The organism is Citrobacter braakii (assembly GCF_009648935.1).
Lineage (GTDB): Bacteria > Pseudomonadota > Gammaproteobacteria > Enterobacterales > Enterobacteriaceae > Citrobacter > Citrobacter braakii.
In genome coordinates this window covers 4,612,712-4,632,069 of the sequence record NZ_CP045771.1, presented here as the reverse complement: position 1 = coordinate 4,632,069, position 19,358 = coordinate 4,612,712, and the positions used below count along the sequence as shown (strand labels likewise).

19 protein-coding genes are annotated in these 19,358 nt (G+C 54.9%); 5 read left to right on the top strand and 14 right to left on the bottom strand.

Annotation, left to right across the window (positions count from 1 at the left end; genetic code table 11):
• Positions 1 to 86: 86 nt before the first annotated feature.
• Genes GFC06_RS21880 through GFC06_RS21850 form a run of 7 tightly spaced genes read right to left on the bottom strand, consistent with a single transcriptional unit; the run spans position 87 to position 7,355 of the window.
• Entirely contained in the window at positions 87 to 857 is a 771-nt protein-coding gene (locus tag GFC06_RS21880) for a heme ABC transporter ATP-binding protein (protein WP_049282506.1), read from the bottom strand.
• Complete coding sequence (locus tag GFC06_RS21875) at positions 854 to 1,846, bottom strand: FecCD family ABC transporter permease (RefSeq protein WP_016152096.1); 993 nt, start codon at positions 1,844 to 1,846, stop codon at positions 854 to 856. The genes GFC06_RS21880 and GFC06_RS21875 overlap by 4 nt, the downstream gene beginning before the upstream one ends.
• A gap of 51 nt (positions 1,847 to 1,897) precedes the next feature.
• Positions 1,898 to 2,521 (bottom strand): anaerobilin reductase, encoded by a 624-nt coding sequence (gene chuY / locus GFC06_RS21870; protein ID WP_016152097.1) that lies wholly within the window; start codon positions 2,519 to 2,521, stop codon positions 1,898 to 1,900.
• Positions 2,521 to 3,015, bottom strand: a complete 495-nt coding sequence (gene hutX, locus GFC06_RS21865) for a heme utilization cystosolic carrier protein HutX (protein ID WP_016155886.1) — start codon at positions 3,013 to 3,015, stop codon at positions 2,521 to 2,523. The genes chuY and hutX overlap by 1 nt, the downstream gene beginning before the upstream one ends.
• A 3-nt stretch (positions 3,016 to 3,018) precedes the next feature.
• Positions 3,019 to 4,365 (bottom strand): heme anaerobic degradation radical SAM methyltransferase ChuW/HutW, encoded by a 1,347-nt coding sequence (gene hutW / locus GFC06_RS21860; protein WP_019076190.1) that lies wholly within the window; start codon positions 4,363 to 4,365, stop codon positions 3,019 to 3,021.
• 18 nt (positions 4,366 to 4,383) lie between these two features.
• On the bottom strand, positions 4,384 to 5,208 hold the full coding sequence (locus tag GFC06_RS21855; RefSeq protein WP_016152100.1) for a heme/hemin ABC transporter substrate-binding protein: 825 nt from the start codon (positions 5,206 to 5,208) through the stop codon (positions 4,384 to 4,386).
• A 2-nt stretch (positions 5,209 to 5,210) separates the two neighbouring features.
• Positions 5,211 to 7,355 carry a TonB-dependent receptor plug domain-containing protein gene (locus GFC06_RS21850; RefSeq protein ID WP_153690658.1) on the bottom strand — a complete coding sequence of 715 codons (2,145 nt, stop codon included), beginning with the start codon at positions 7,353 to 7,355 and terminating at the stop codon, positions 5,211 to 5,213.
• Between the two features lie 290 nt (positions 7,356 to 7,645).
• Between GFC06_RS21850 and cueR the strand changes: the two genes are divergently transcribed.
• On the top strand, positions 7,646 to 8,056 hold the full coding sequence (cueR, locus tag GFC06_RS21845) for a Cu(I)-responsive transcriptional regulator (RefSeq protein WP_029139441.1): 411 nt from the start codon (positions 7,646 to 7,648) through the stop codon (positions 8,054 to 8,056).
• Here cueR and GFC06_RS21840 read toward each other — a convergent pair.
• The 4 genes from GFC06_RS21840 to GFC06_RS21825 are packed head-to-tail and all read right to left on the bottom strand — an operon-like array spanning position 8,053 to position 12,275.
• Entirely contained in the window at positions 8,053 to 8,769 is a 717-nt protein-coding gene (locus tag GFC06_RS21840) for a DUF3142 domain-containing protein (RefSeq protein WP_049282502.1), read from the bottom strand. The two genes, cueR and GFC06_RS21840, sit on opposite strands and share 4 nt — an antisense overlap.
• Complete coding sequence (locus tag GFC06_RS21835; RefSeq protein ID WP_153690657.1) at positions 8,739 to 10,883, bottom strand: hypothetical protein; 2,145 nt, start codon at positions 10,881 to 10,883, stop codon at positions 8,739 to 8,741. Before GFC06_RS21835 ends, GFC06_RS21840 begins: the two co-directional genes overlap by 31 nt.
• 19 nt (positions 10,884 to 10,902) lie before the next feature.
• On the bottom strand, positions 10,903 to 11,361 hold the full coding sequence (locus GFC06_RS21830) for an NfeD family protein (RefSeq protein WP_153690656.1): 459 nt from the start codon (positions 11,359 to 11,361) through the stop codon (positions 10,903 to 10,905).
• Positions 11,358 to 12,275 carry an SPFH domain-containing protein gene (locus tag GFC06_RS21825; RefSeq protein WP_016152106.1) on the bottom strand — a complete coding sequence of 306 codons (918 nt, stop codon included), beginning with the start codon at positions 12,273 to 12,275 and terminating at the stop codon, positions 11,358 to 11,360. The genes GFC06_RS21830 and GFC06_RS21825 overlap by 4 nt, the downstream gene beginning before the upstream one ends.
• A 134-nt stretch (positions 12,276 to 12,409) precedes the next feature.
• On the opposite strand from GFC06_RS21825, the gene fetA reads away from it, so the two are divergent.
• Both fetA and fetB read left to right on the top strand, forming a co-directional pair.
• Positions 12,410 to 13,087, top strand: coding sequence for an iron efflux ABC transporter ATP-binding subunit FetA (fetA, locus tag GFC06_RS21820; RefSeq protein ID WP_019076194.1), 678 nt, complete (start codon positions 12,410 to 12,412; stop codon positions 13,085 to 13,087).
• Positions 13,074 to 13,853 (top strand): iron efflux ABC transporter permease subunit FetB, encoded by a 780-nt coding sequence (gene fetB, locus GFC06_RS21815; protein ID WP_016155894.1) that lies wholly within the window; start codon positions 13,074 to 13,076, stop codon positions 13,851 to 13,853. The genes fetA and fetB overlap by 14 nt, the downstream gene beginning before the upstream one ends.
• Before the next feature lie 78 nt (positions 13,854 to 13,931).
• On the opposite strand, the gene GFC06_RS21810 is transcribed toward fetB, so the two are convergent.
• From GFC06_RS21810 to tesA, 3 genes are read right to left on the bottom strand one after another with little or no spacing between them, the layout of a single operon-like run.
• Positions 13,932 to 14,786, bottom strand: a complete 855-nt coding sequence (locus tag GFC06_RS21810) for a co-chaperone YbbN (RefSeq protein ID WP_016152110.1) — start codon at positions 14,784 to 14,786, stop codon at positions 13,932 to 13,934.
• 58 nt (positions 14,787 to 14,844) lie between these two features.
• On the bottom strand, positions 14,845 to 15,615 hold the full coding sequence (locus GFC06_RS21805; protein ID WP_153690655.1) for an SDR family oxidoreductase: 771 nt from the start codon (positions 15,613 to 15,615) through the stop codon (positions 14,845 to 14,847).
• Positions 15,616 to 15,643: 28 nt separating this feature from the next.
• Positions 15,644 to 16,270, bottom strand: coding sequence for a multifunctional acyl-CoA thioesterase I/protease I/lysophospholipase L1 (gene tesA, locus GFC06_RS21800; protein WP_101700628.1), 627 nt, complete (start codon positions 16,268 to 16,270; stop codon positions 15,644 to 15,646).
• Here tesA and ybbA point away from each other — a divergent pair.
• Together ybbA and ybbP are read left to right on the top strand one after the other, a co-directional pair.
• Complete coding sequence (gene ybbA / locus GFC06_RS21795; RefSeq protein ID WP_016152113.1) at positions 16,238 to 16,924, top strand: putative ABC transporter ATP-binding protein YbbA; 687 nt, start codon at positions 16,238 to 16,240, stop codon at positions 16,922 to 16,924. The genes tesA and ybbA overlap by 33 nt on opposite strands.
• On the top strand, positions 16,921 to 19,335 hold the full coding sequence (gene ybbP / locus GFC06_RS21790; RefSeq protein ID WP_153690654.1) for a putative ABC transporter permease subunit YbbP: 2,415 nt from the start codon (positions 16,921 to 16,923) through the stop codon (positions 19,333 to 19,335). Before ybbA ends, ybbP begins: the two co-directional genes overlap by 4 nt.
• The last annotated feature ends 23 nt before the right edge of the window (positions 19,336 to 19,358 follow it).

Genomic DNA, 19,358 nt, shown 5'->3' with positions numbered 1-19,358 from the left:
GAAGGTCAAGGACGTTTTTAGAAAAGGTGAAAAAAGGGTGTAAAGGGAGAAAAAACGGGAACGCCACGTCAGGGGTTCCCGGTCTGTTATTGATTGAGGACGATAATTGGCGTTCGATGCTCCGGTTCATTTATGACCGTGAGATCGGCACCGTACAGCGCGTTCAGCGACCGTTGCTTCAGGACATCCTGCGGATATCCGTTATCAACTATTCTGCCGCGTTCCATCAATACCACACGGTCGGCATAGCGCGCCGCGAGGTTGAGATCGTGCAGGACGCAGCAGACGTTAAACTGCCGTTCACGCACCAGACGACGTAGCAGACGAAAAAGGTGCTGCTGGTGGTGAATATCCAGCGCGGAGGTGGGTTCATCAAGAAACAACCATTTCGGCTCAGGCTCGGGCTCCCAAAGCTGAACCAGCAGGCGCGCGAGCTGTACCCGCTGTTGTTCTCCTCCCGAGAGATGCCTGTAATCGCGTGCGGCCAGCGTCTGGCAATCACACAATGCCATGATGTGCTCCGTTTCATCGCCCGTGTTGCGCGTACGATACGGATGTCTGCCCATGCGAATGACCTCCTGAACGCTAAACGGGAAGGCCATATGACTATTCTGGCGCATCACGGCACGGGTTTTTGCCAGCTCGGTGATTGACCACTTGTCCAGCGGCTTGCCAAACATGCTACAACGCCCACTGTGGGGCTGCAGATATCCCGTAAGCTGGCGTAGCAGCGTCGATTTCCCGGCTCCGTTCGGGCCAAGAATCGCGATGATCTCTCCATCAGGTAGCGTCAGGGAAACGTCGTCGGTCAGTCGTCTTCCCTGAATGTGGTAGACCAGATTTTCAGCGACGATCATGACACCCTCCGGCTACGCAGTATTAACCACAGGAAATACGGTCCACCGATCAGGCTGGTTAACAGGCCAACTGGCATTTCGGCTGGCTGAACAAGTGTGCGGGCCAACGTGTCGGCAATCAGGAGTAAACAGGCACCGGCCAGCGTAGAGCAGGGAATCAACCAGCGATGATCGGCGCCGGTCGTCATTCTGATCAGATGCGGGATCACCAGGCCAATAAAGCCAATTACGCCGCTGACGGAAACCGCAGCGCCAACCAGGAGCGAACTGAGCAACAGTAACTGCTGACGCTTACGTTTGACGTTTACGCCGAGGTAATGCGCCTCTTCATCACCCAACTGCAGTAAATTAAGCGTTCCCGCCATGCAGATGGTTACAACAATGGCTGGAAGAACAAACGTGCTGGCAACCAACAGCGTTGGCCACTGGGCTTGGCCGAGATTTCCCATCATCCACAATGTAAGTTGACGTAGCTGCTGCTCGTCGCCCACATAGCTCAGTACGCCAATAGCCGAACCGCACAGGGCATTGATAGCGATACCAGCTAACAGCAGTTGCATCATTCCACCGTGGTTATGACGCTGGCTTATCAGGAAAATAATCGTGCAGACCACCATGCTGCCTGCAACGGCAAAAATCATCTGCTCATACAGCACCAGCACCACGGGGAACGAAAATGGGATAACTATCGCGATGCCGACCATCAGCGCGGAGCCGCTGCTGACGCCAAGCAGGCCAGGATCGGCCATCGGATTGCGAAAAAGTCCCTGCATGATGACCCCAGCCGTCGCCAGCGCAGCACCGACCAGAACGGCCAGCAGCACGCGAGGCAGGCGGATGTTTAACCAGATATCACGATATTCGTCGTTGAACAGAGCGCTGAAGCTAATGTTCAGCGCCCCCTGGCTGGCACCGAAGAGCATCAGAGCAACCAGCAAAAGAGAAAGACCCGTCAGGATGCTGACGGAAGAAAGCGAGTCCTTAAGCACGTAACGCTCCATAACGTCTTTGCGGCGCGGAGTTCCCGCGCCGTGAGGGGTTTACGCGGGTTTCAGTCCCGGCTCAACCAAACTGTAAATCTGGTTATTAAGTGCTGGCGCAGTGGCCAGTTCGTGAATATGCTTCGCAACATCTGCACGCATTACAAAGCCGTGACACTCCTGAGCCTGTATTCGTTGCGCCTGGCCGGTGGCTGCACCGTTTAGCAAACCGCCGGGGCGGAGAATGGCGTAGTCCAGTCGACTGGTTTGTAGCCAGCTTTCAGCCAACGATTTTTCCCGTACAGCCTGACCAAATGCGGCCTTTGCGCGTGAAGAAAGAAAAGGCCAACTGTCACCGCAGCCGAGTGAGGTCACCAGAATCATGCGCTTGATCTCCGCTTTTTCTGCTTCATCAATGACGGTTCTGTGCGCCAGATAATCCTGGGCGCCGCCCATGGAGGAGATCACCGTGGCATGTTGACCCGCTGCGCGACAGGCACAGGCGGTGACCTGACTATCGCAGGCGTCGCCGATGAAGACCTGCACACCTTTTTCCTGCAACCCAGCAGCGACCTGTGCGTTGCGAACGACGGCAATCACCGGACGTTGTTCCGCCAGTGCGAGTTCAAGCGTTTTCGCACCGACGCCGCTACCACCCGCACCAAAAATGAGCCATGGAGCCATCAGGCATGTTCCTTTAAAGATGAAGACAACGCGTGAAAGGCGCTGACCTGTTCGGCCAGTAACTGTCGATGTTCATCCCGACCGAGGAAAATTTTGAACATCGCGCTACCCGCCTGGTTAAAGAAGAGAATGGACGCGGTGTCCATTCCCATAAATTTGCGTTCAATCAGGGCAATATGCGTACAGTTTTCTGCCTTGATATGACCGGTCATGCCTTTTTTGCCGCGCAGGTTGAAGTAGCCATGACGGTGGAATCCGGAAGGTAATTCACCGGTGAATTCCAGAATGACATCAGCAGTATGGACCAGGGTGGTGACTTTGCCCCATTCGCTGACGGTTTCCCAGACGGTATCAAATTGATCGCCGGAAACCAGCGTCGGGGAGGGGAGGTTTTTCACCACCTCCAGCAGCGTGGTGTTGTACTGGGCAGCGATAGCTTCCAGCGTACCGTCCGGTTCAGTTTTCAAAAAATCCTGTAAAGAGACATGGCTCATAATTCACTCCTGGTATGGTTGTTCTACCGCAATGCGCGGCGCGTTAAGTGCCTGAATAAGTTCATCAAGAGACTGCAAAATATTGCTCGCCCAAAAACGCCCTTCATTGGTCAGGCGCACGCAGGTGCTGGCATCTCGCGTCAGTCCTGCGTGATGCCATTGGGTCAGTAGCGGGGTTAGTTTTTGTGCATGAGGCGTCAGTTCATCCAGCGGAACGCGGGCCGTTTCAATGCCCGCCTGGAGAGTGTGTCGCCACTGGAAACCACGCTCGGCGGTACGCATCATCATCATTAGCGGTTTTTTCCCGGCGGCGATAGATTCATGCCATGTCGTCAGATTGCGCTCGACCATCCAGGAATAGCCATTGACTGATCCCCCGGCGCCTGAGCCGAATGCCAGACAGTCCGCTCCCTGTTTAATCAGCAGGTTGTACAGATTGCGTTCACGCGTGGTACGCGCCCAGTGGCTGTTGCTGATGCAGCGCCAGCCCGCGCTGTCCATGAAATCGCAACCCTGAAGATAGAGATCGCGACGTTCGGCGGGAGAGGGAACGGTTGTGCGCCCGGTTTCAACTGCTTTGCCAAGCGGTGTATTGGGGATCAGGTTCAGCGCATAAAGATCTACGCCGTCGAGGCCGATGTCACGGGCAATCGCCAGATCGTCGCCCCACAGTTTTGCATCTTGTCCTGGCAGACCAAACAACAGATCGCATACCACGGCGGCACGATCCCGTTTTACCAGCCCCTGCATAAAGGCAATTGCGGTCGGGCCGTCTGAGGTGCGCGCCATTTTCTTGCGGATCCGGCTGTTAAAAGATTGAATACCGATCGAAAACCGATTGGCGCCAGCGTCAAGGCAGGCATCAATTCGCGCATCGTCAAAATTGAGCACTCGTCCCTCAATGGTAATTTCGCAGTCCGGCGCCAGCGGTAACTTTTCACGCAGCGCGGTGATGATTCTGCCCAGATCCCGTGCTGACAGCGCTGAAGGCGTACCGCCGCCAAAATAGACGGCGTGAATTGGGGCTGACTGATGTAACGCGCTATCGGCTTCCATCTCGATTTCGCGCAACAGCGCGTTGGTGTAGCGGGCGCAGTGATCTTCTTCGAACCGGTTTTGATAAAAACCGCAGAAAGTACAATGCGTTGCACAAAAAGGGATATGCAAGTACACCAGCCGTTTACGCGGCGGGGTAGGCTGGCTGATAACATCCTGCCAGGTTTGTGACAATAGCTCTTTGGCAATCGGAATCGCCCCGCGCCATGGCATTGTGGCGCGGCGATCCTTAAAGGGCTGACTTCCCTCAAGCGCAAAATGCGCGGTGAGATCCAGCGAGTGTTCAGTTTTCATTCTTTTTTATAAATCCAGTTAGTGAGGCCAGAATTGCTGGTGCAGGGCTTCAACCGCATCGGCGACGCGAGGCCCCATTCCCAGAATCAGCGCCTGGTCTACCGCCACAATGCGCTGATTTTTCCAGGCCGCAGTGTGGGTAATACCGGCAATCGCGCTCAGACGAGCCAGATCGCCATCCACCATTTGCGACGTCACCACGATCACCTCCGGGTTGGCGGCGATCAGCGACTCCGCGCTGTAACTTTTATACTGCGCGTGGGTGGCGACATTTTGTGCGCCCGCAAGGGTCATAATGGCATCGGCAACGCTGCCCTTGCCGGCGACCTGCGGCGCGCTGCCGCCAGCGGAGAGAATGAACATGGCTTTGACCGGCGCATTTTTCGCCGCCACGCTGTGCTGAACACGATCCAGACGTTGATGCAGGCGATTGACCAGCGCTTCACCTTGTTCAGGAATGCGCAGCGTTTGAGCCAGCTCCCGAATGTTGGCGTACATCTGCTCGACGGTGGCCGGTACGCGCGGCAATGTAACGACGTTAACTTTCTGCGCCCGGAGCTGATCCAAAACGATTTGAGGGCCTGCATCCTGCCAGGTGATAAAGCTGTCCGGGTGCAGCGATAAAATGCCCTCGCTGCTTAACTGCTTCCAGTAGCCGATATGCGGGAGTGCGGCAGTTTCAGGTGGGTACGAGGTGGTTTCATCGACGCCAACCACCCGGTTGCCGACGCCCATGGCGTAAATCAGTTCGCTAAGCGAACCGCCCGCCACCACCAGGCGGTCAGCGGACTGGGCGCTGAAAACACAGGCGAGGCTCAGTAAGCCAATCATGAGTTTTTTCATCGTCAGAAATTCCACGCAAAGCCAACAGCGGCATTGAAACCAGCGTCTGGGATAGATTCATGCGCGGTTCTGTAACGCTTGTCGGTCAGGTTGTTGAGCGCGAGGTTGACCTGATACTGGTCCTGCGGACCAAACTCGGTGTTGAATGCGAGGTTAAGCGTGGCCCAGCCTGGGTAGTTTATTTCCGTGGTGCCGGTATTATCTTTGGCGCGGGACGCCGCGCGAATAAAGACATCGGACGTCACGTTAGCGACATTCATCAACCAGGTATGTTTCAGGCCAACGCGCCCGGTCAGCGTGGGTTCGCCGGTATCCCAGGTTTTTATGGTGTTGCCTTCGTATTGACGGCGAATGAGATTACCGCTCAGGTAGGGGGAAACCGCCCAGCCGTTGTATTCTGCGGTTAATTCCATGCCCCAGGTTTTGGCACGATCGATGTTGTCGTAGTAGTAATAGCCGCCGCGGGAAGAGGTGGTGTTGCCGTTGCAAACGGGTTGGCCTGAACAGGCCAGACTGGCGATATAGTCTTTGGCTTCGGAGTAATAAATAGCACCGTCAATCAGCCACATATTCCCTTTATACCGCGCGCCCAACTCATAGTTATTTGAGTGTTCCGCCTTCAGGTTTGGGTTGCCGTAGGTAACGCTGCCGCCGGCGGATGTCTGCATGAACAACTGAGTAAGCGTGGGGAAGACATAGCCCTGGGCGTATGCAGCCCGGAGTTCAAGATCTTCAAAGCCGGAATAGCGCAGGCTGGTCGAGGTCACCAGTTCATCATCGTGAACGGAATTTCCCCCGGTGGATTGCCTGGTGGTGCCGCTGCTTTGGATAGTTTGCGTATCGTTGCGATTGAGTTTCGAAGACAGCCAGTACTGGCGTGCGCCCACGGTCCACGTCCAGTCATCGGCAAAGCGCCAGTCGTTTTGCGCGAACAGTGAGGTGTTGCTTTGTTCCGCTTCGTTATATGACAGGGTACGGGTTTGCGTATCGAAGAAGCCGGTAGCCGCGGTCTGGCGCGTACTGCCGTCCGTGTCCTGTTTTATTTTGTCATGCTGATACTGAGTGCCAATCACCAGCGTGTTGTTTGCCGGAAGGGAGATATTGCCCTGCAGCGTTACACCCTGGGTATATTGTTTGTCGTTGGTATTGGTTTGATTGCTTACCGTCAGCGCTTTAATCATCGGGCTGGGGATAATCTGGGTCGTTTTGACCCGGTTTTCAAATTTACGCTCTATTGTCTGGGTGTATGCGTCAAAATGGATGTTCTTCAGGTAATCCCCGTCGGCCGCGTAGTCGTAGAAAAGACCGATTTTCTCGCGTTCCAGCTTAGGAATTTTGACGCTAAAGTCATCGAACTGACCTTCGGGATCGTCAAACCAGGTTTGAGTGGATAGCTTATAACGGTCGAGTGAGAGCCCAATTTTGTGGCGATCGAGGTTGTAGCCAAGCCACACTCCCTGGCCGTTATTACGGAAGTTGGTGTCGGGCAATCTTCCGTCAGGTGTATCGCGATCCCCCTGGTCGGAATAGCTGCCATTGATGCGGTAGTCAAAGTTACCGATGCTTCCCCAGGCTGCCGCTGACTCTTCCCATCCTGCCGTAGCGGAGTTATAAACAGCCTTAACGCTACCACCCAGAGGCTTATCGCCGCCTTTTTTGGTAATAAAGTTCACGACGCCGCCAATTGCCTGCGAACCATAGAGGACAGAATAAGGGCCTTTGACCACTTCAATACGTTCCAGCGCAGATTCGTCAATCAGTAAACCTGCTCCGTAGTTTTGTCCGGCACGTTGGTAGCTGACGACCTGGCCGTCTATCAAAATCAGCACCCGCGAAGAAGCTTCGCCACGGATACGAATTTGTTTCCGACCTGCGAGAGCGTTATCGGTAACTTCGACACCGGGGATATCTTGTAAATCATCAGCAACAGAAACGCTGGTGGAGTTTTGTAGCGTCTGGCGATCGATAACCTGAATGGTTGCCGGGCTATCCCAGAGACTACTTTCTGTGCGGTTAGCCGTAACGATTACTGTATCTTCGTCGGACGTTGAACCGTGTGTTGGAGAGGTCGCTGCAAAAGTAGCGCCGGACATGCATAATGTCAGGGCTGAAAGAATAAATGGCCTTTGATTAATCCGTGGCAACATAAGAGAACCTTTATTGAATGTAAATGATCATCATTATCATTCGCGTTTGTATATAAAATTGTTTCCCTTTGTTCAAGATGAAAGGTGCAGAACCGATACATCTTTTGATTTGAGTCAATTTTGCGTGGTCAATAAATGCTGAAATGTGATCTGAATCGGATATAACAATGTGAATTAAAAGGATTTGTGCATCGCTGTGATGGTGGAAGATGCGCGGGGTTCTTGGGTAAAGGATTACGGCAATGTGGGCTATAATGTGGCTCAGTACCAACAAGATCAGCGGGGGAAATGTGAATATTAGCGATGTTGCGAAAAAAACCGGTTTAACCAGCAAAGCGATACGCTTTTACGAAGAAAAGGGGTTAGTGACGCCGCCGCTGCGTAGCGAAAATGGCTATCGCACATACAACCAACAGCATCTGAATGAGCTTACGCTGTTACGACAGGCACGACAGGTTGGTTTTAACCTGGAAGAGTGCGGCGAGTTGGTGAACCTGTTTAACGATCCGGCGCGTCACAGCGCAGATGTGAAAAAGCGTACGTTAGAAAAGGTGGCGGACATTGAGCGCCATATCAGCGAGCTGCAGGCTATGCGCTTGCATTTGTTGGCGCTGGCGGAGAGTTGCCCTGGCGATGACAGCGCCGAATGCCCGATTATTGATAATCTCTCCGGCTGCTGCCACCATAAAGCGAAGGCTTAACGGAGTGGCGGATTAAGCATAAACACCACCGTGCCGCGGTACCACGGTGATTTCTCAAGCTGCGCTTCAGCCTGCGTGTCCCGGCTACCGTTTTGTACCAGCCCCAGCTTAAATGGAATGCGCAGACGACTGAGGGCGGGCAGATACGCCTGATAATTCGGTACCGTGTGACGTCCCTGATAGCTCTGGACCACCAGTTCATCGACCGCCAGCGCGTTCAGCGTGGCGACGTCGCCCGTTTTTGCCCAATCCAGTAGTCCGGTTACGCCAAGTGCAAACTCGGTCGGTAGCCGTTGGCGTAACTGCTGCAGAAAGTGGGCGTAATCGGCAAGCTGATGGGTCGCCGCGTCAAAATCAACCTGCAGGCCGATGACGTGATTTCCGGCCGCCTGCCAGCGTTGCATCAAGCGTATGATGCGCGCCGGAATCTCCTCCGGTACGTCGAGAGTGGTAAAGCGCACGGTCAACCAGATAGAGGGGAAAGTCAGGCGATTAACCGGCAGTCCTAGACGCTGGAACACCACGTTACCTGAACGAACCAGGACTTCGCCCTGATGCAGATAGACCGTTTGTGCGTTTTTCAGCTCGTCACTGGCCTTCACTCCGGACCATAGCCAGAAGGCCGGATGTTCACGGGCGGCGACGATTTCCGCCGCCTGTGCCTGGCCGAGCAGTAGCGCAGTTACCAGTAGTATTTGAGTTTTTGCGCCCACGGACTTCCCGGATACTGCGTTTTCAGTTGGGTGAACCAGCCTTTACGCTGTAGTTTATCTACTTCCTCACCGCCGCACTCGTTAGAGCCTGACGGCGCATAGCACATGATGGCGCGATACAGCGCAAAGCTCTTATCTTCAACCTCTGCTTTTGGCGATGTGATCACCTGCTGGTAGTAGCTTTGCCTGTCGAACTGGCCGAACGGTTTCTTGCGCGAGATTGCTGATTCAAGCACATCGTTGCCGGAACTGTTTTTCCATAAATCAACGTGGGTTTGCGTAGTGCGGAAAAATTCGCCTAAGCAGTTCAGGGCGTGGGCATCATGCGCTTGTTTGCTCAGAACCGTTACCGTTTCATTGAGGCTGCGACAGGTATAACCGCTCTCGGCAGAGTCGCCTTTCCAGTCGAAAATACTCAGATTAACGTCATCAAACGCTTCGCCAATGACCGGCGGCGTAATGGCGCTGGCCAGTTTTCTGTCATTCAGCCAGTCGTCAAAGCGATGCTCAGTGAGATCCCGCACCAGCAGCGTATGCAGGGCGATGGTACGCTCTTCGTTATTAGGACCATGGACGGCTTGCTGGCGCAGTAGTTCAGGCGTGGCCTGGGTTTTCAGCACCTGCGAGCGAAAGCGCAGGTTAGTTACTGCGCTTTCTGGGGCGAAAATTGCCGCCACGTCGCCGCTATAAACCAGCGTCGCGGCTAGCTTAGCCTGCACATACTGCTGCTGTTCGTTGTCCTGGCTGAGCTTCAGCAATGTCTGCCAGAAATCACGTGCGGTGGTCCATTTCTGCTGGCCCATCAGCGCTTCGCCGTACAGCACCTGTTCGCTGAAGGCCAGCGTATCGTGGGCCGGAAGTTTCTGCGCCGGAGTAACTGCCGAAATAATCGCCGCGTAGTTGCCCGTTGCCAGCCACAGATTCAGCTGCAGATCGCGCCATAGCGGCAGTTTTTGGCTCTGCTCAAACACCGGTTTGCTGGCGTCAAGCTGGGCCTGCGTCAGCGTTGGTTTGTTGTTGTTATTCAGGCGCAACGCGCGCAGCAGTTCGATATAGCTGACAAGCGGCGCATCGGGGAAAGCCTCCACCACGGACTGTTCGTAGAACGCCATGCCGTAGACATTATCGTATTCGATGACGATCTCACGCAGTTGCTGTGCGTCAGCCGACTGCTGGAGCGTCTGCTCATACAACCCCGCCAATTGCGGCCACGCCTGTAAATACCAGTTGATACGACGCAGCATACCGTGCGAGGAAGCGGCGTACAGGCCTTGCGGGTAGTGTTGCAGATAGGCTTGCGCCAGCGTCTGAGCCTGAGAAGCGTCCTCGCGGTTAATTTTTGTGATATCAAAATCGCCGTACTCGCCCACGCTGTTCTGGCTGCTTTTGTTCAACGCCGCACGTATCAGCATGTATTGCGCGGTCTCAGCCAGCCACGGACGATCGCTTTTGGCTAGCTGAGCGAAATCCTGTTCGGCGCTGGCATAATTACCTGCATAAAAACTGGCGGCCGCTGCCAGATAGCTTTTGTAGGACTGAGCTGGAGAATCTGCCGGGAGAGTGGCAAGCGATGACTCAATTTGCTCGCGGGTTGCCCCGGATAACAGTCCTGTACGCGCCTGGGCAAGGGCCTGACGCTGATTTGCCGTTAACGTTGAGTCGGCCAGCAGTGCGGCAAAAAACGCGCTGACGCTCGCGGTATTGTTCGAAACATGACGGTTCTCAAGCTCAGCGTCGTTGACGTTTATTTCGTCTGCGCTAATGTTCAGTTCGGCTATCTGTCGGGACAGGGGGCTGTCTTCGGCAGATACCTGCGCTGCGGCTGGCTGCGGGGCAATGTCATCCCACTGCGGATGATACGCAAAATAGAAATCGCGGGAGCGGGTGATGTCCGCCGGCATCGACTGCACCGGCAGAGCAAATGATTTCTCCTGGCTCAGCAGCCGCAGCAGGTTATCGCGGCTGTCGTTTTCCGGATTGAAGGTGGGCGTGCCTTTCAGCAGGCAGCTGTCGTCGCTCCATTTGCAGTCTTCCATATCGAAAGAGGCGAATACCTGCGGGGCGGCGACCAATAATGAGCAAAGGGCAAAGGTAAGGGATGTCTTCCTGACCATAGTCTTATTTCCTGTCTTTTCAGTGTGATACCGCTGTAATAATCAGGGTAATTCCCTCAACGGCAATGACTTCAACCTGCGTTCCGGCGCTCAAATCGTCGCGGGCGCTGACGGGCCATGAGCTGTCGCCGACGCGAATATGTCCGCGGCCATTGACCAGGGCGGTTTCCAGAATAAATCGACGGCCAACCAACTGCTGCCCGCGCTGGTTAAGATGGCTGTCGGCGGGTTTCTGATCTTGTACACGCCTTGCCAGCCACTTCCACCACAGCCAGGCTGCCAGTAGGGTGAGTACGGCGAACATCGCCCCCTGCCACGCCCAGTCAAGCGGGATGAGCCACACCACCAGGCCGGTAATCACCGCCGCCACGCCGCTCCACAGCAGATAGCCGTTACCGCCCAGCATCTCGGCGGCGAGTAGCAAACCGCCGAGGCTGAGCCAGAAGATGTGCGGGTGCACCAGAATCATCGCTATCATGATTTTTTCCGTTCGCTGGCGCTGTCTTTCACCAGTTCGGCGATCCCGGCAATGGACCCCATCAGGCTGCTGGCATCCAGCGGCATCATCACCACTTTGCTGTTATTCGACGAACCGATGTGCTGCAGCGCTTCGGTGTATTTCTGCGCCACGAAGTAGTTCACGGCCTGAATATCCCCGGCGGCAATGGCCTCCGAAACCATCTGCGTCGCGCGGGCCTCGGCTTCTGCGGAACGTTCACGCGCTTCAGCCTGTAAAAATGCCGACTGGCGTTCACCTTCCGCTTTGAGGATTTTCGACTGTTTCTCACCTTCGGCCTTGACGATTTCTGCCTGACGGATCCCTTCCGCTTCAAGAATATAGGCGCGCTTGGTACGTTCGGCTTTCATCTGCGCGTTCATGGCGTCGATAAGTTCCGCCGGTGGACGTACATCGCGGATTTCAATACGGGTGATTTTAATGCCCCAGGGATTCGTGGCCTCATCAACGATATGCAGCAGGCGCGTGTTGATGTTGTCACGCTGGGAGAGCATTTCATCGAGTTCCATCGAGCCGAGAACGGTACGAATGTTGGTCATGGTCAGGTTGATGATCGCCAGTTCCAGGTTGCTGACCTCATAAGCCGCTTTTGGCGCGTCGATCACCTGAATAAAGCAGACGGCATCGATCGCGACGTTGGCGTTGTCTTTGGAGATGACTTCCTGAGAGGGGATATCAAGCACCTGTTCCATCATGTTGATCTTACGACCGATGCGGTCCATGAACGGTACAACAAGGTTTAAACCCGGTTGCAGGGTTTTGGTGTAACGGCCAAAACGCTCGACCGTCCACTGATATCCCTGCGGGACGATTTTGACGCCAGCACCGACGATGACCAGCGCGACAAAAATGAGAATAGGAATAAAAATGAGCATTGATGAAACCTCCTGTTGTGTTGTCCTTTACTGCCTCATTAGTCAAATTATACCCGATTTATCAGGGTGGGCTCCCCTATAATAAATTACAGGGATAGACTGTCTGCACGAAAGAGGTAAAAAAGGGATTGGTAATGGAAGAAAGCAGCATTCTGCTTCAGTTAAAAAATGTCGCATGGCAGGCAGGGGCGACGCAGGTTCTCAATAACATCTGTTTTAATCTCCGGGCCGGAGAATTTAAGCTGATTACCGGCCAGTCTGGTTGTGGTAAAAGTACGTTACTCAAGATAGTGGCGTCATTAATTAGCCCGACTGCCGGTGAAATTCTCTTTGAGGGCAAGGAGATAAACACTCTTAAGCCTGAAACATATCGCCAGCAGGTTTCTTATTGTGCGCAAACGCCCGCGTTGTTTGGTGACACCGTTTACGACAACCTCATTTTCCCCTGGCAAATCCGCGATAAACGTCCGGATCCGGATGTGTTTCTTGCCGATTTGGCCCGTTTTGAGCTACCCGAAACGATCCTCAAAAAAAACATCAATGAGCTGTCCGGCGGCGAAAAGCAACGCGTCTCGTTAATTCGTAATTTACAGTTTCTGCCAAAAATCCTGCTGCTTGATGAAATTACCAGCGCGCTGGATGAAGCCAATAAACGGAATGTGAACGAATTAATTCACCACTATGTTCGCGATAAGAATATTGCTGTGCTGTGGGTGACGCACGATAAAGATGAAATTAATCATGCGGATAATGTCATAACCCTTCAACCGCACGCCGGGGAAATGCAGGAAGTAAGCAATGAACGAGCATAATATTACCAATGAATCACTGGCGTTAGCGATGATGCTGGTGGTGGTCGCGATACTGATCAGCAACAAAGAAAAACTGGCGCTGGAAAAAGATATTCTCTGGAGCGTTTGCCGGGCGGTGGTTCAGCTTATTATCGTTGGCTATGTGCTGAAATATATTTTCGGCGTTAACCACAGCATTCTGACCTTATTGATGGTGCTGTTTATCTGTTTCAACGCGGCCTATAACGCGCAAAAGCGCAGTAAATATATTGATAAAGCTTTTCTCTCGTCATTTATCGCCATCACGGCGGGGGCGGGGTTAACGCTGGCGGTGCTGGTTCTGTCAGGCTCTATCGAGTTTACCCCAATGCAGGTGATCCCAATTTCCGGCATGATTGCAGGCAATGCGATGGTTGCGGTAGGGCTGTGTTACAACAATCTGGGGCAGCGGTTTAACAGCGAACAGCAGCAAATTCAGGAAAAACTCAGCCTCGGTGCGACGCCGAAAGTGGCCTCCGCGCCGCTGATTCGCGACAGTATTCGCGCTTCGCTGATCCCGACGATCGATTCAGCGAAGACCGTGGGACTGGTGAGTTTACCGGGGATGATGTCCGGGTTGATCTTTGCAGGTATTGATCCGGTAAAAGCGATTAAGTATCAGATTATGGTGACGTTTATGCTGCTTTCGACCGCCAGTCTGTCAACCATTATCGCCTGCTACCTGACCTATCGGAAGTTCTATAATTCACGTCACCAACTGGTGGTGACGCATTTGAAAAAAAACTAATGGAGTACCGGATGGCGCGGGCCTACGGGGAGATTGTAGGCCCGATTAGCGCAAGCGCCATCAGGCAAATGCAGCGGATTAGTACAACAGCGCGTACAGCTGGCGGCGGTATTTCGAGGCCAGCGCATCGCCGGTGCCCAGTGCGGCAAGGATCTCCTGGAAGGTTTTACGCGCCTGACCGTCGGCTGCAGTGAGATCTTTCTTCAGGTGACTGAACAGCAATTCCAGTGATTCCTCGTTACGTCCGACCTGGTGTAACTGAATGGCCAGTTGAGTTGCCAGCGCCGCATCCTGTGGATTGCTGGCGACCTGCTGCTGCAACTGTTGGATTTCAGGTGTATCAGCCGCCTGCTTCAGCAGTTCGATCTGTGCCACCAGCCCCTGATAACGGGTGTCCTGATCCTGCAACGGGATAGTTTTCAGCACCGCTTCGGCTTCGTCAGAACGGTTCAGGGCGATTTGCGTTTCCGCCAGCAGCAGACCAATTTCGCTGCTCTGGTTGGAGATCTGCCAGGCTTCTTTCAGCAGCGGCAGCGCATCAGCGTGATTGCCGGCTTCGATGAACTCGATCGCCTGGCGCGCTTTCAGCTCTTCCTCGCTCGGTAACACTTTCTCCAGCAGCGCGCGAATAACCTCTTCCGGCTGCGGGCCCTGGAATCCGTCTACCGGCTGACCGTTCTGGAACAGATAAACCGTGGGGATCGCGCGCAGACCAAACTGGGAGGCGATCATCTGCTCGGCGTCGCAATCTAACTTGGCGAGAATAAACTGACCGTTGTACTGAGCAACAAGGCTCTCCAGTACCGGCGTTAATTGCAGACAATGCTGGCTGCGCTCAGACCAAAAATAGAACAGGACCGGCGTGGTCATCGACTGTTCAAGGGTCTGCTGGAGGTTCGATTCGTTAATGTTAACAATATTCTGTGTGGACATGGAGTTACTCTCTTTTGTCGATTTCTTGTTACATGGGGGCTGACGCGCGTGCTTCAACTCAACCCTGTAAAATTTTGTCCATTATGCGGCCTGGCAACAGGCGCTTCAGTAGCATAACTGCCCAGGTCACCAGCGTAACTGGATAACGCAGCTTGGGTTTGTCGCTCTCAAACGCATGACGCACTTTGGCGACAACCGCTTGTGGCCCCAGCGTAAAACGCGCGGCAATTCCGGGGTTTTCCACGGGAGCATCGCTCTGGGTCTGGTTGACGTTTTCGGTAAAGCGGGTGCGAATAGGGCCTGGCTCAATCAGGCTGACCTTAATCCCGCTGTGGCGCAGTTCCATACGCAGCGCGTCGGACCAGGCTTCCAGCGCATATTTGCTGGCGGCATAGGCCCCGCGCCCCGGCGTTGAGATCAATCCCATTACCGACGAGGTCATCACAATTCGTCCTTCGCCGTGGGGTAGCATGGCGGGTAACAGGCGCATGGTAAGCTGATGTGCGCCAAAGAAGTTGGCGGAAAACTGCTGTTCCATCTGCTCGCGGCTGATGGTGGGCAGTGGGCCATAGACGCCGTATCCGGCGTTGTTAAAGATCCCATACAAACGATTATCGGTCAGGGCGATCACCGCATCAGCCGCGCGATCTACGCTCTCGGGTGAATCCAGATCCAGCAATATGCCGGTGAATCCCATGCTGTTCATACGCGCCACATCGTCAGGTTTGCGACAGCCTGCCAGAATTTGAAAACCCTGGCGCTTTAGCTCAAGCGCGCTTTCCAGACCGATTCCGCTGGAACATCCTGTTATTAAGACCGATTTTTGCATAACTTTACCTGTCAGGATCTCCGTTGTTTTACGAGTCGTGATTTACTAGAGGAGTGAGATGTTGCGCCATCCAGTCGGCAATAAACGGCTGGGCGTCACGGTTAGGATGAATACCATCATCCTGCATCCACTGGGGTTTCAGATAAACCTCTTCCATAAAAAAGGGCAGCAGAGGTATATCAAACTCTTTGGCGAGTTTTGGATAAATCGCGCTAAAGCTTTCATTATAACGGCGACCGTAGTTTGCCGGCAGACGAATTTGCATCAGCAGCGGTTCGGCATTTGCTGCTTTCACATCCTGCAGAATCGTGCGCAGGGTTTGTTCGGTTTGCGCAGGCGAAAATCCGCGCAGACCGTCGTTGCCGCCAAGTTCGACCAGCACCCAGCGCGGCTGGTGCTGCTTCAGTAATGCAGGCAGACGGGCCAGACCCTGCTGCGAGGTGTCGCCGCTAATACTGGCATTCACCACCGGCGTTTTGGTTTGCCATTTATCATTAAGTAGCGCAGGCCACGCGGCGCTGGCGGACATACGGTATCCGGCGCTCAGGCTGTCACCCAGAATTAATAACGTGTCCGCTGCGGCGGCGCGGAAAGTTAACAGGACCAGGAACAGGAAAGGCCAATGCCAGCGGAAAACATTGTTGAAGTTCATCATCTTAAGAAATCCGTCGGTCAGGGTGATCATGAGCTATCCATCCTTACCGGAGTTGAACTGGTTGTCAAACGCGCCGAGACCATTGCGCTGATTGGCGAGTCGGGTTCAGGAAAATCCACACTGCTGGCGATCCTCGCCGGGTTGGACGATGGCACCAGCGGTGAAGTCAGCCTGGTGGGGCAGGCGCTGCACACCATGGATGAAGAAGCCCGGGCACAGCTGCGGGCGCGACACGTGGGTTTTGTCTTCCAGTCATTCATGTTAATTCCGACCCTGAACGCGCTGGAAAACGTCGAGTTGCCCGCGTTGTTGCGCGGTGAAAACAGCGGAAAAAGTCGCGACGGGGCAAAAACGTTGCTGGAGCAACTGGGGCTGGGAAAACGTCTTGATCATCTTCCGGCCCAGCTTTCCGGCGGGGAGCAGCAGCGCGTAGCGCTGGCGCGGGCGTTTAACGGTCGCCCTGACGTGCTGTTTGCCGATGAACCGACGGGCAATCTGGACCGCCAGACCGGAGACAAAATCGCCGACCTGCTGTTTTCTCTGAACCGGGAACATGGCACCACCCTGATTCTGGTGACCCATGATTCTCAACTGGCGGCGCGTTGCGATCGGCGTTTACGCCTGGTGAACGGACAGTTGCAGGAGGAGGCATGATTGCACGCTGGTTCTGGCGCGAATGGCGCTCGCCTTCATTACTGATTGTCTGGCTGGCGCTGAGCCTGGCCGTGGCCTGCGTGCTGGCGCTGGGCAATATCAGCGATCGTATGGAAAAAGGGTTGAGCCAGCAAAGCCGTGAGTTTATGGCGGGAGATCGGTCGCTACAAAGTTCGCGTACCGTGCCGAAAGCGTGGATTGACGAGGCGCGACAGCGTGGCCTGAAAGTGGGCGAACAGCTGACCTTTGCCATTATGACCTTTGCCCGGGATACGCCGCAGTTGGCGAACGTCAAAGCGGTGGATGATGTGTATCCGATGTATGGCACGTTGCAAACCAATCCGCCGGGACTGAAACCTCAGCCTGGCTCGGTGCTGCTGGCTCCGCGTCTGATGGCGTTGCTGAACTTAAAAATCGGTGATTCCATCGACGTGGGTGATGCCACGCTGCGCATCGCCGGGGAAGTGGTGCAGGAGCCGGATGCCGGTTTTAATCCGTTCCAGATAGCGCCGCGCCTGATGATGAACATGGCGGATGTCGAAAAAACGGCGGCGGTCCAGCCGGGAAGCCGGGTGACCTGGCGCTATAAATTTGGCGGGACACCGCAGCAACTGGAAGCCTATGAAAAATGGCTGCTCCCGCAGTTAAAGCCTGAACAGCGCTGGTATGGGCTGGAGCAGGATGAAGGGGCGCTGGGGAAATCACTGGAGCGTTCGCAACAGTTCCTGCTGCTGTCGGCGATGCTAACCTTGCTGCTGGCGGTCGCTGCGGTTGCCGTGGCGATGAGCCATTACTGCCGCAGTCGTTACGATCTGGTGGCTATTCTGAAAACCCTTGGCGCGGGCAGAGCACAGTTGCGCAGGCTGATTGTTGGTCAATGGCTGATGGTGCTGGTGCTGTCTGGCGTGACCGGAGGGTTATTCGGGCTGTTGTTTGAACGCGTGCTGGTGGTATTACTTAAGCCGGTACTGCCTGGCGAACTGCCGCCTGCCAGTCCCTGGCCGTGGCTATGGGCATTAGGCACCATGACGGTCATTTCTCTGCTGGTGGGGTTACGCCCTTACCGTTTGCTGCTGGCGACTCAGCCACTGCGGGTACTGCGCCGTGACGTGGTGGCAAACGTCTGGCCGCTGAAGTTTTATTTGCCGGTGGTATTGATAGTCGTGATTGCCCTGCTCGCCGGACTGATGGGCGGAAGTCCGCTGCTGTGGGCCGTGCTGGCCGGAGCGGTAGTGCTGGCGCTTTTGTGCGGGGGGCTCGGCTGGATGCTGCTCAACGTGCTGCGTGGTCTGACGCTCACCTCGCTGCCGCTGCGTTTAGCGGTCAGTCGGCTGTTGCGCCAGCCGTGGTCAACGCTCAGTCAGCTGTCGGCATTTTCGCTTTCCTTTATGTTGCTGGCGCTGCTGCTGGTACTGCGTGGCGACCTGCTCGACCGCTGGCAGCAGCAAATGCCGCCGGAAAGCCCGAACTATTTTCTCATCAACATTGCCACCGAACAGGTGGTTCCACTCAAGGCTTTCCTGGCTGAGCATCAGGTGATCCCGGAATCGTTCTATCCGATTGTGCGGGCGCGTCTGACGGCGATCAATGAGAAGCCGACCGAAGGCAATCACGATGAGGCGCTGAACCGCGAGCTTAATCTGACCTGGCAGGATACCCGACCGGATCATAACCCGATCGTTGCCGGAAGCTGGCCGCCAAAAGCGGGCGAAGTCTCGATGGAAGAGGGGCTGGCGAAACGGCTGAACGTCAAGCTTGGCGATCGGGTGACCTTTATGGGCGATACCCAGGATTTCAGCGCTACGGTCAGCAGTCTGCGCAAAGTGGACTGGGAAAGCCTGCGCCCCAACTTCTTCTTTATCTTTCCCTCCGGCGCGCTGGACGCTCAGCCGCAAAGCTGGTTAACCAGCTTTCGCTGGGAGAACGGCAACGGCATGCTGACGCAGCTTAACCGCGAATTCCCGACTATCAGCCTGCTGGATATTGGTGCAATCCTCAAACAGGTGAGCCAGGTTCTGGAGCAGGTGAGCCGGGCACTGGAGGTGATGGTGGTGCTGGTTACCGCTTGCGGTATGTTGCTGCTATTGGCACAGGTCCAGGTCGGAATGCGTCAGCGTCATCAGGAACTGGTGGTCTGGCGCACGCTGGGCGCGGGTAAGAAGCTATTGCGTACCACGCTATGGTGCGAGTTCGCCATGCTCGGAATGGTCGCCGGACTGGTGGCTGCCATCGGCGCGGAAACCGCACTGGCGGTGCTGCAAACCCGAGTGTTTGATTTTCCGTGGGAGCCAGACTGGCGACTGTGGGTCGTGTTGCCGCTTTGTGGGGCATTGTTGCTCTCGTTATGCGGCGGATGGCTCGGTTCACGTCTGCTAAAAGGCAAAGCGCTGTTCCGTCAATTCAGTAGTTAATTCATATTCGTGATGATTACGCA

What these genes read in the sequence shown, in the direction of transcription:
- GFC06_RS21880 (WP_049282506.1), bottom strand. Translation starts at nt 857, where the DNA reads ATGATCGTCGCTGAAAATCTGGTCTACCACATTCAGGGAAGACGACTG.
- chuY (WP_016152097.1), bottom strand. Translation starts at nt 2,521, where the DNA reads ATGGCTCCATGGCTCATTTTTGGTGCGGGTGGTAGCGGCGTCGGTGCG.
- hutX (WP_016155886.1), bottom strand. Translation starts at nt 3,015, where the DNA reads ATGAGCCATGTCTCTTTACAGGATTTTTTGAAAACTGAACCGGACGGT.
- hutW (WP_019076190.1), bottom strand. Translation starts at nt 4,365, where the DNA reads ATGAAAACTGAACACTCGCTGGATCTCACCGCGCATTTTGCGCTTGAG.
- GFC06_RS21855 (WP_016152100.1), bottom strand. Translation starts at nt 5,208, where the DNA reads ATGAAAAAACTCATGATTGGCTTACTGAGCCTCGCCTGTGTTTTCAGC.
- GFC06_RS21850 (WP_153690658.1), bottom strand. Translation starts at nt 7,355, where the DNA reads ATGTTGCCACGGATTAATCAAAGGCCATTTATTCTTTCAGCCCTGACA.
- GFC06_RS21835 (WP_153690657.1), bottom strand. Translation starts at nt 10,883, where the DNA reads ATGGTCAGGAAGACATCCCTTACCTTTGCCCTTTGCTCATTATTGGTC.
- GFC06_RS21830 (WP_153690656.1), bottom strand. Translation starts at nt 11,361, where the DNA reads ATGATAGCGATGATTCTGGTGCACCCGCACATCTTCTGGCTCAGCCTC.
- GFC06_RS21825 (WP_016152106.1), bottom strand. Translation starts at nt 12,275, where the DNA reads ATGCTCATTTTTATTCCTATTCTCATTTTTGTCGCGCTGGTCATCGTC.
- fetA (WP_019076194.1), top strand. Translation starts at nt 12,410, where the DNA reads ATGGAAGAAAGCAGCATTCTGCTTCAGTTAAAAAATGTCGCATGGCAG.
- fetB (WP_016155894.1), top strand. Translation starts at nt 13,074, where the DNA reads ATGAACGAGCATAATATTACCAATGAATCACTGGCGTTAGCGATGATG.
- GFC06_RS21810 (WP_016152110.1), bottom strand. Translation starts at nt 14,786, where the DNA reads ATGTCCACACAGAATATTGTTAACATTAACGAATCGAACCTCCAGCAG.
- GFC06_RS21805 (WP_153690655.1), bottom strand. Translation starts at nt 15,615, where the DNA reads ATGCAAAAATCGGTCTTAATAACAGGATGTTCCAGCGGAATCGGTCTG.
- ybbA (WP_016152113.1), top strand. Translation starts at nt 16,238, where the DNA reads ATGCCAGCGGAAAACATTGTTGAAGTTCATCATCTTAAGAAATCCGTC.
- tesA (WP_101700628.1), bottom strand. Translation starts at nt 16,270, where the DNA reads ATGATGAACTTCAACAATGTTTTCCGCTGGCATTGGCCTTTCCTGTTC.
- ybbP (WP_153690654.1), top strand. Translation starts at nt 16,921, where the DNA reads ATGATTGCACGCTGGTTCTGGCGCGAATGGCGCTCGCCTTCATTACTG.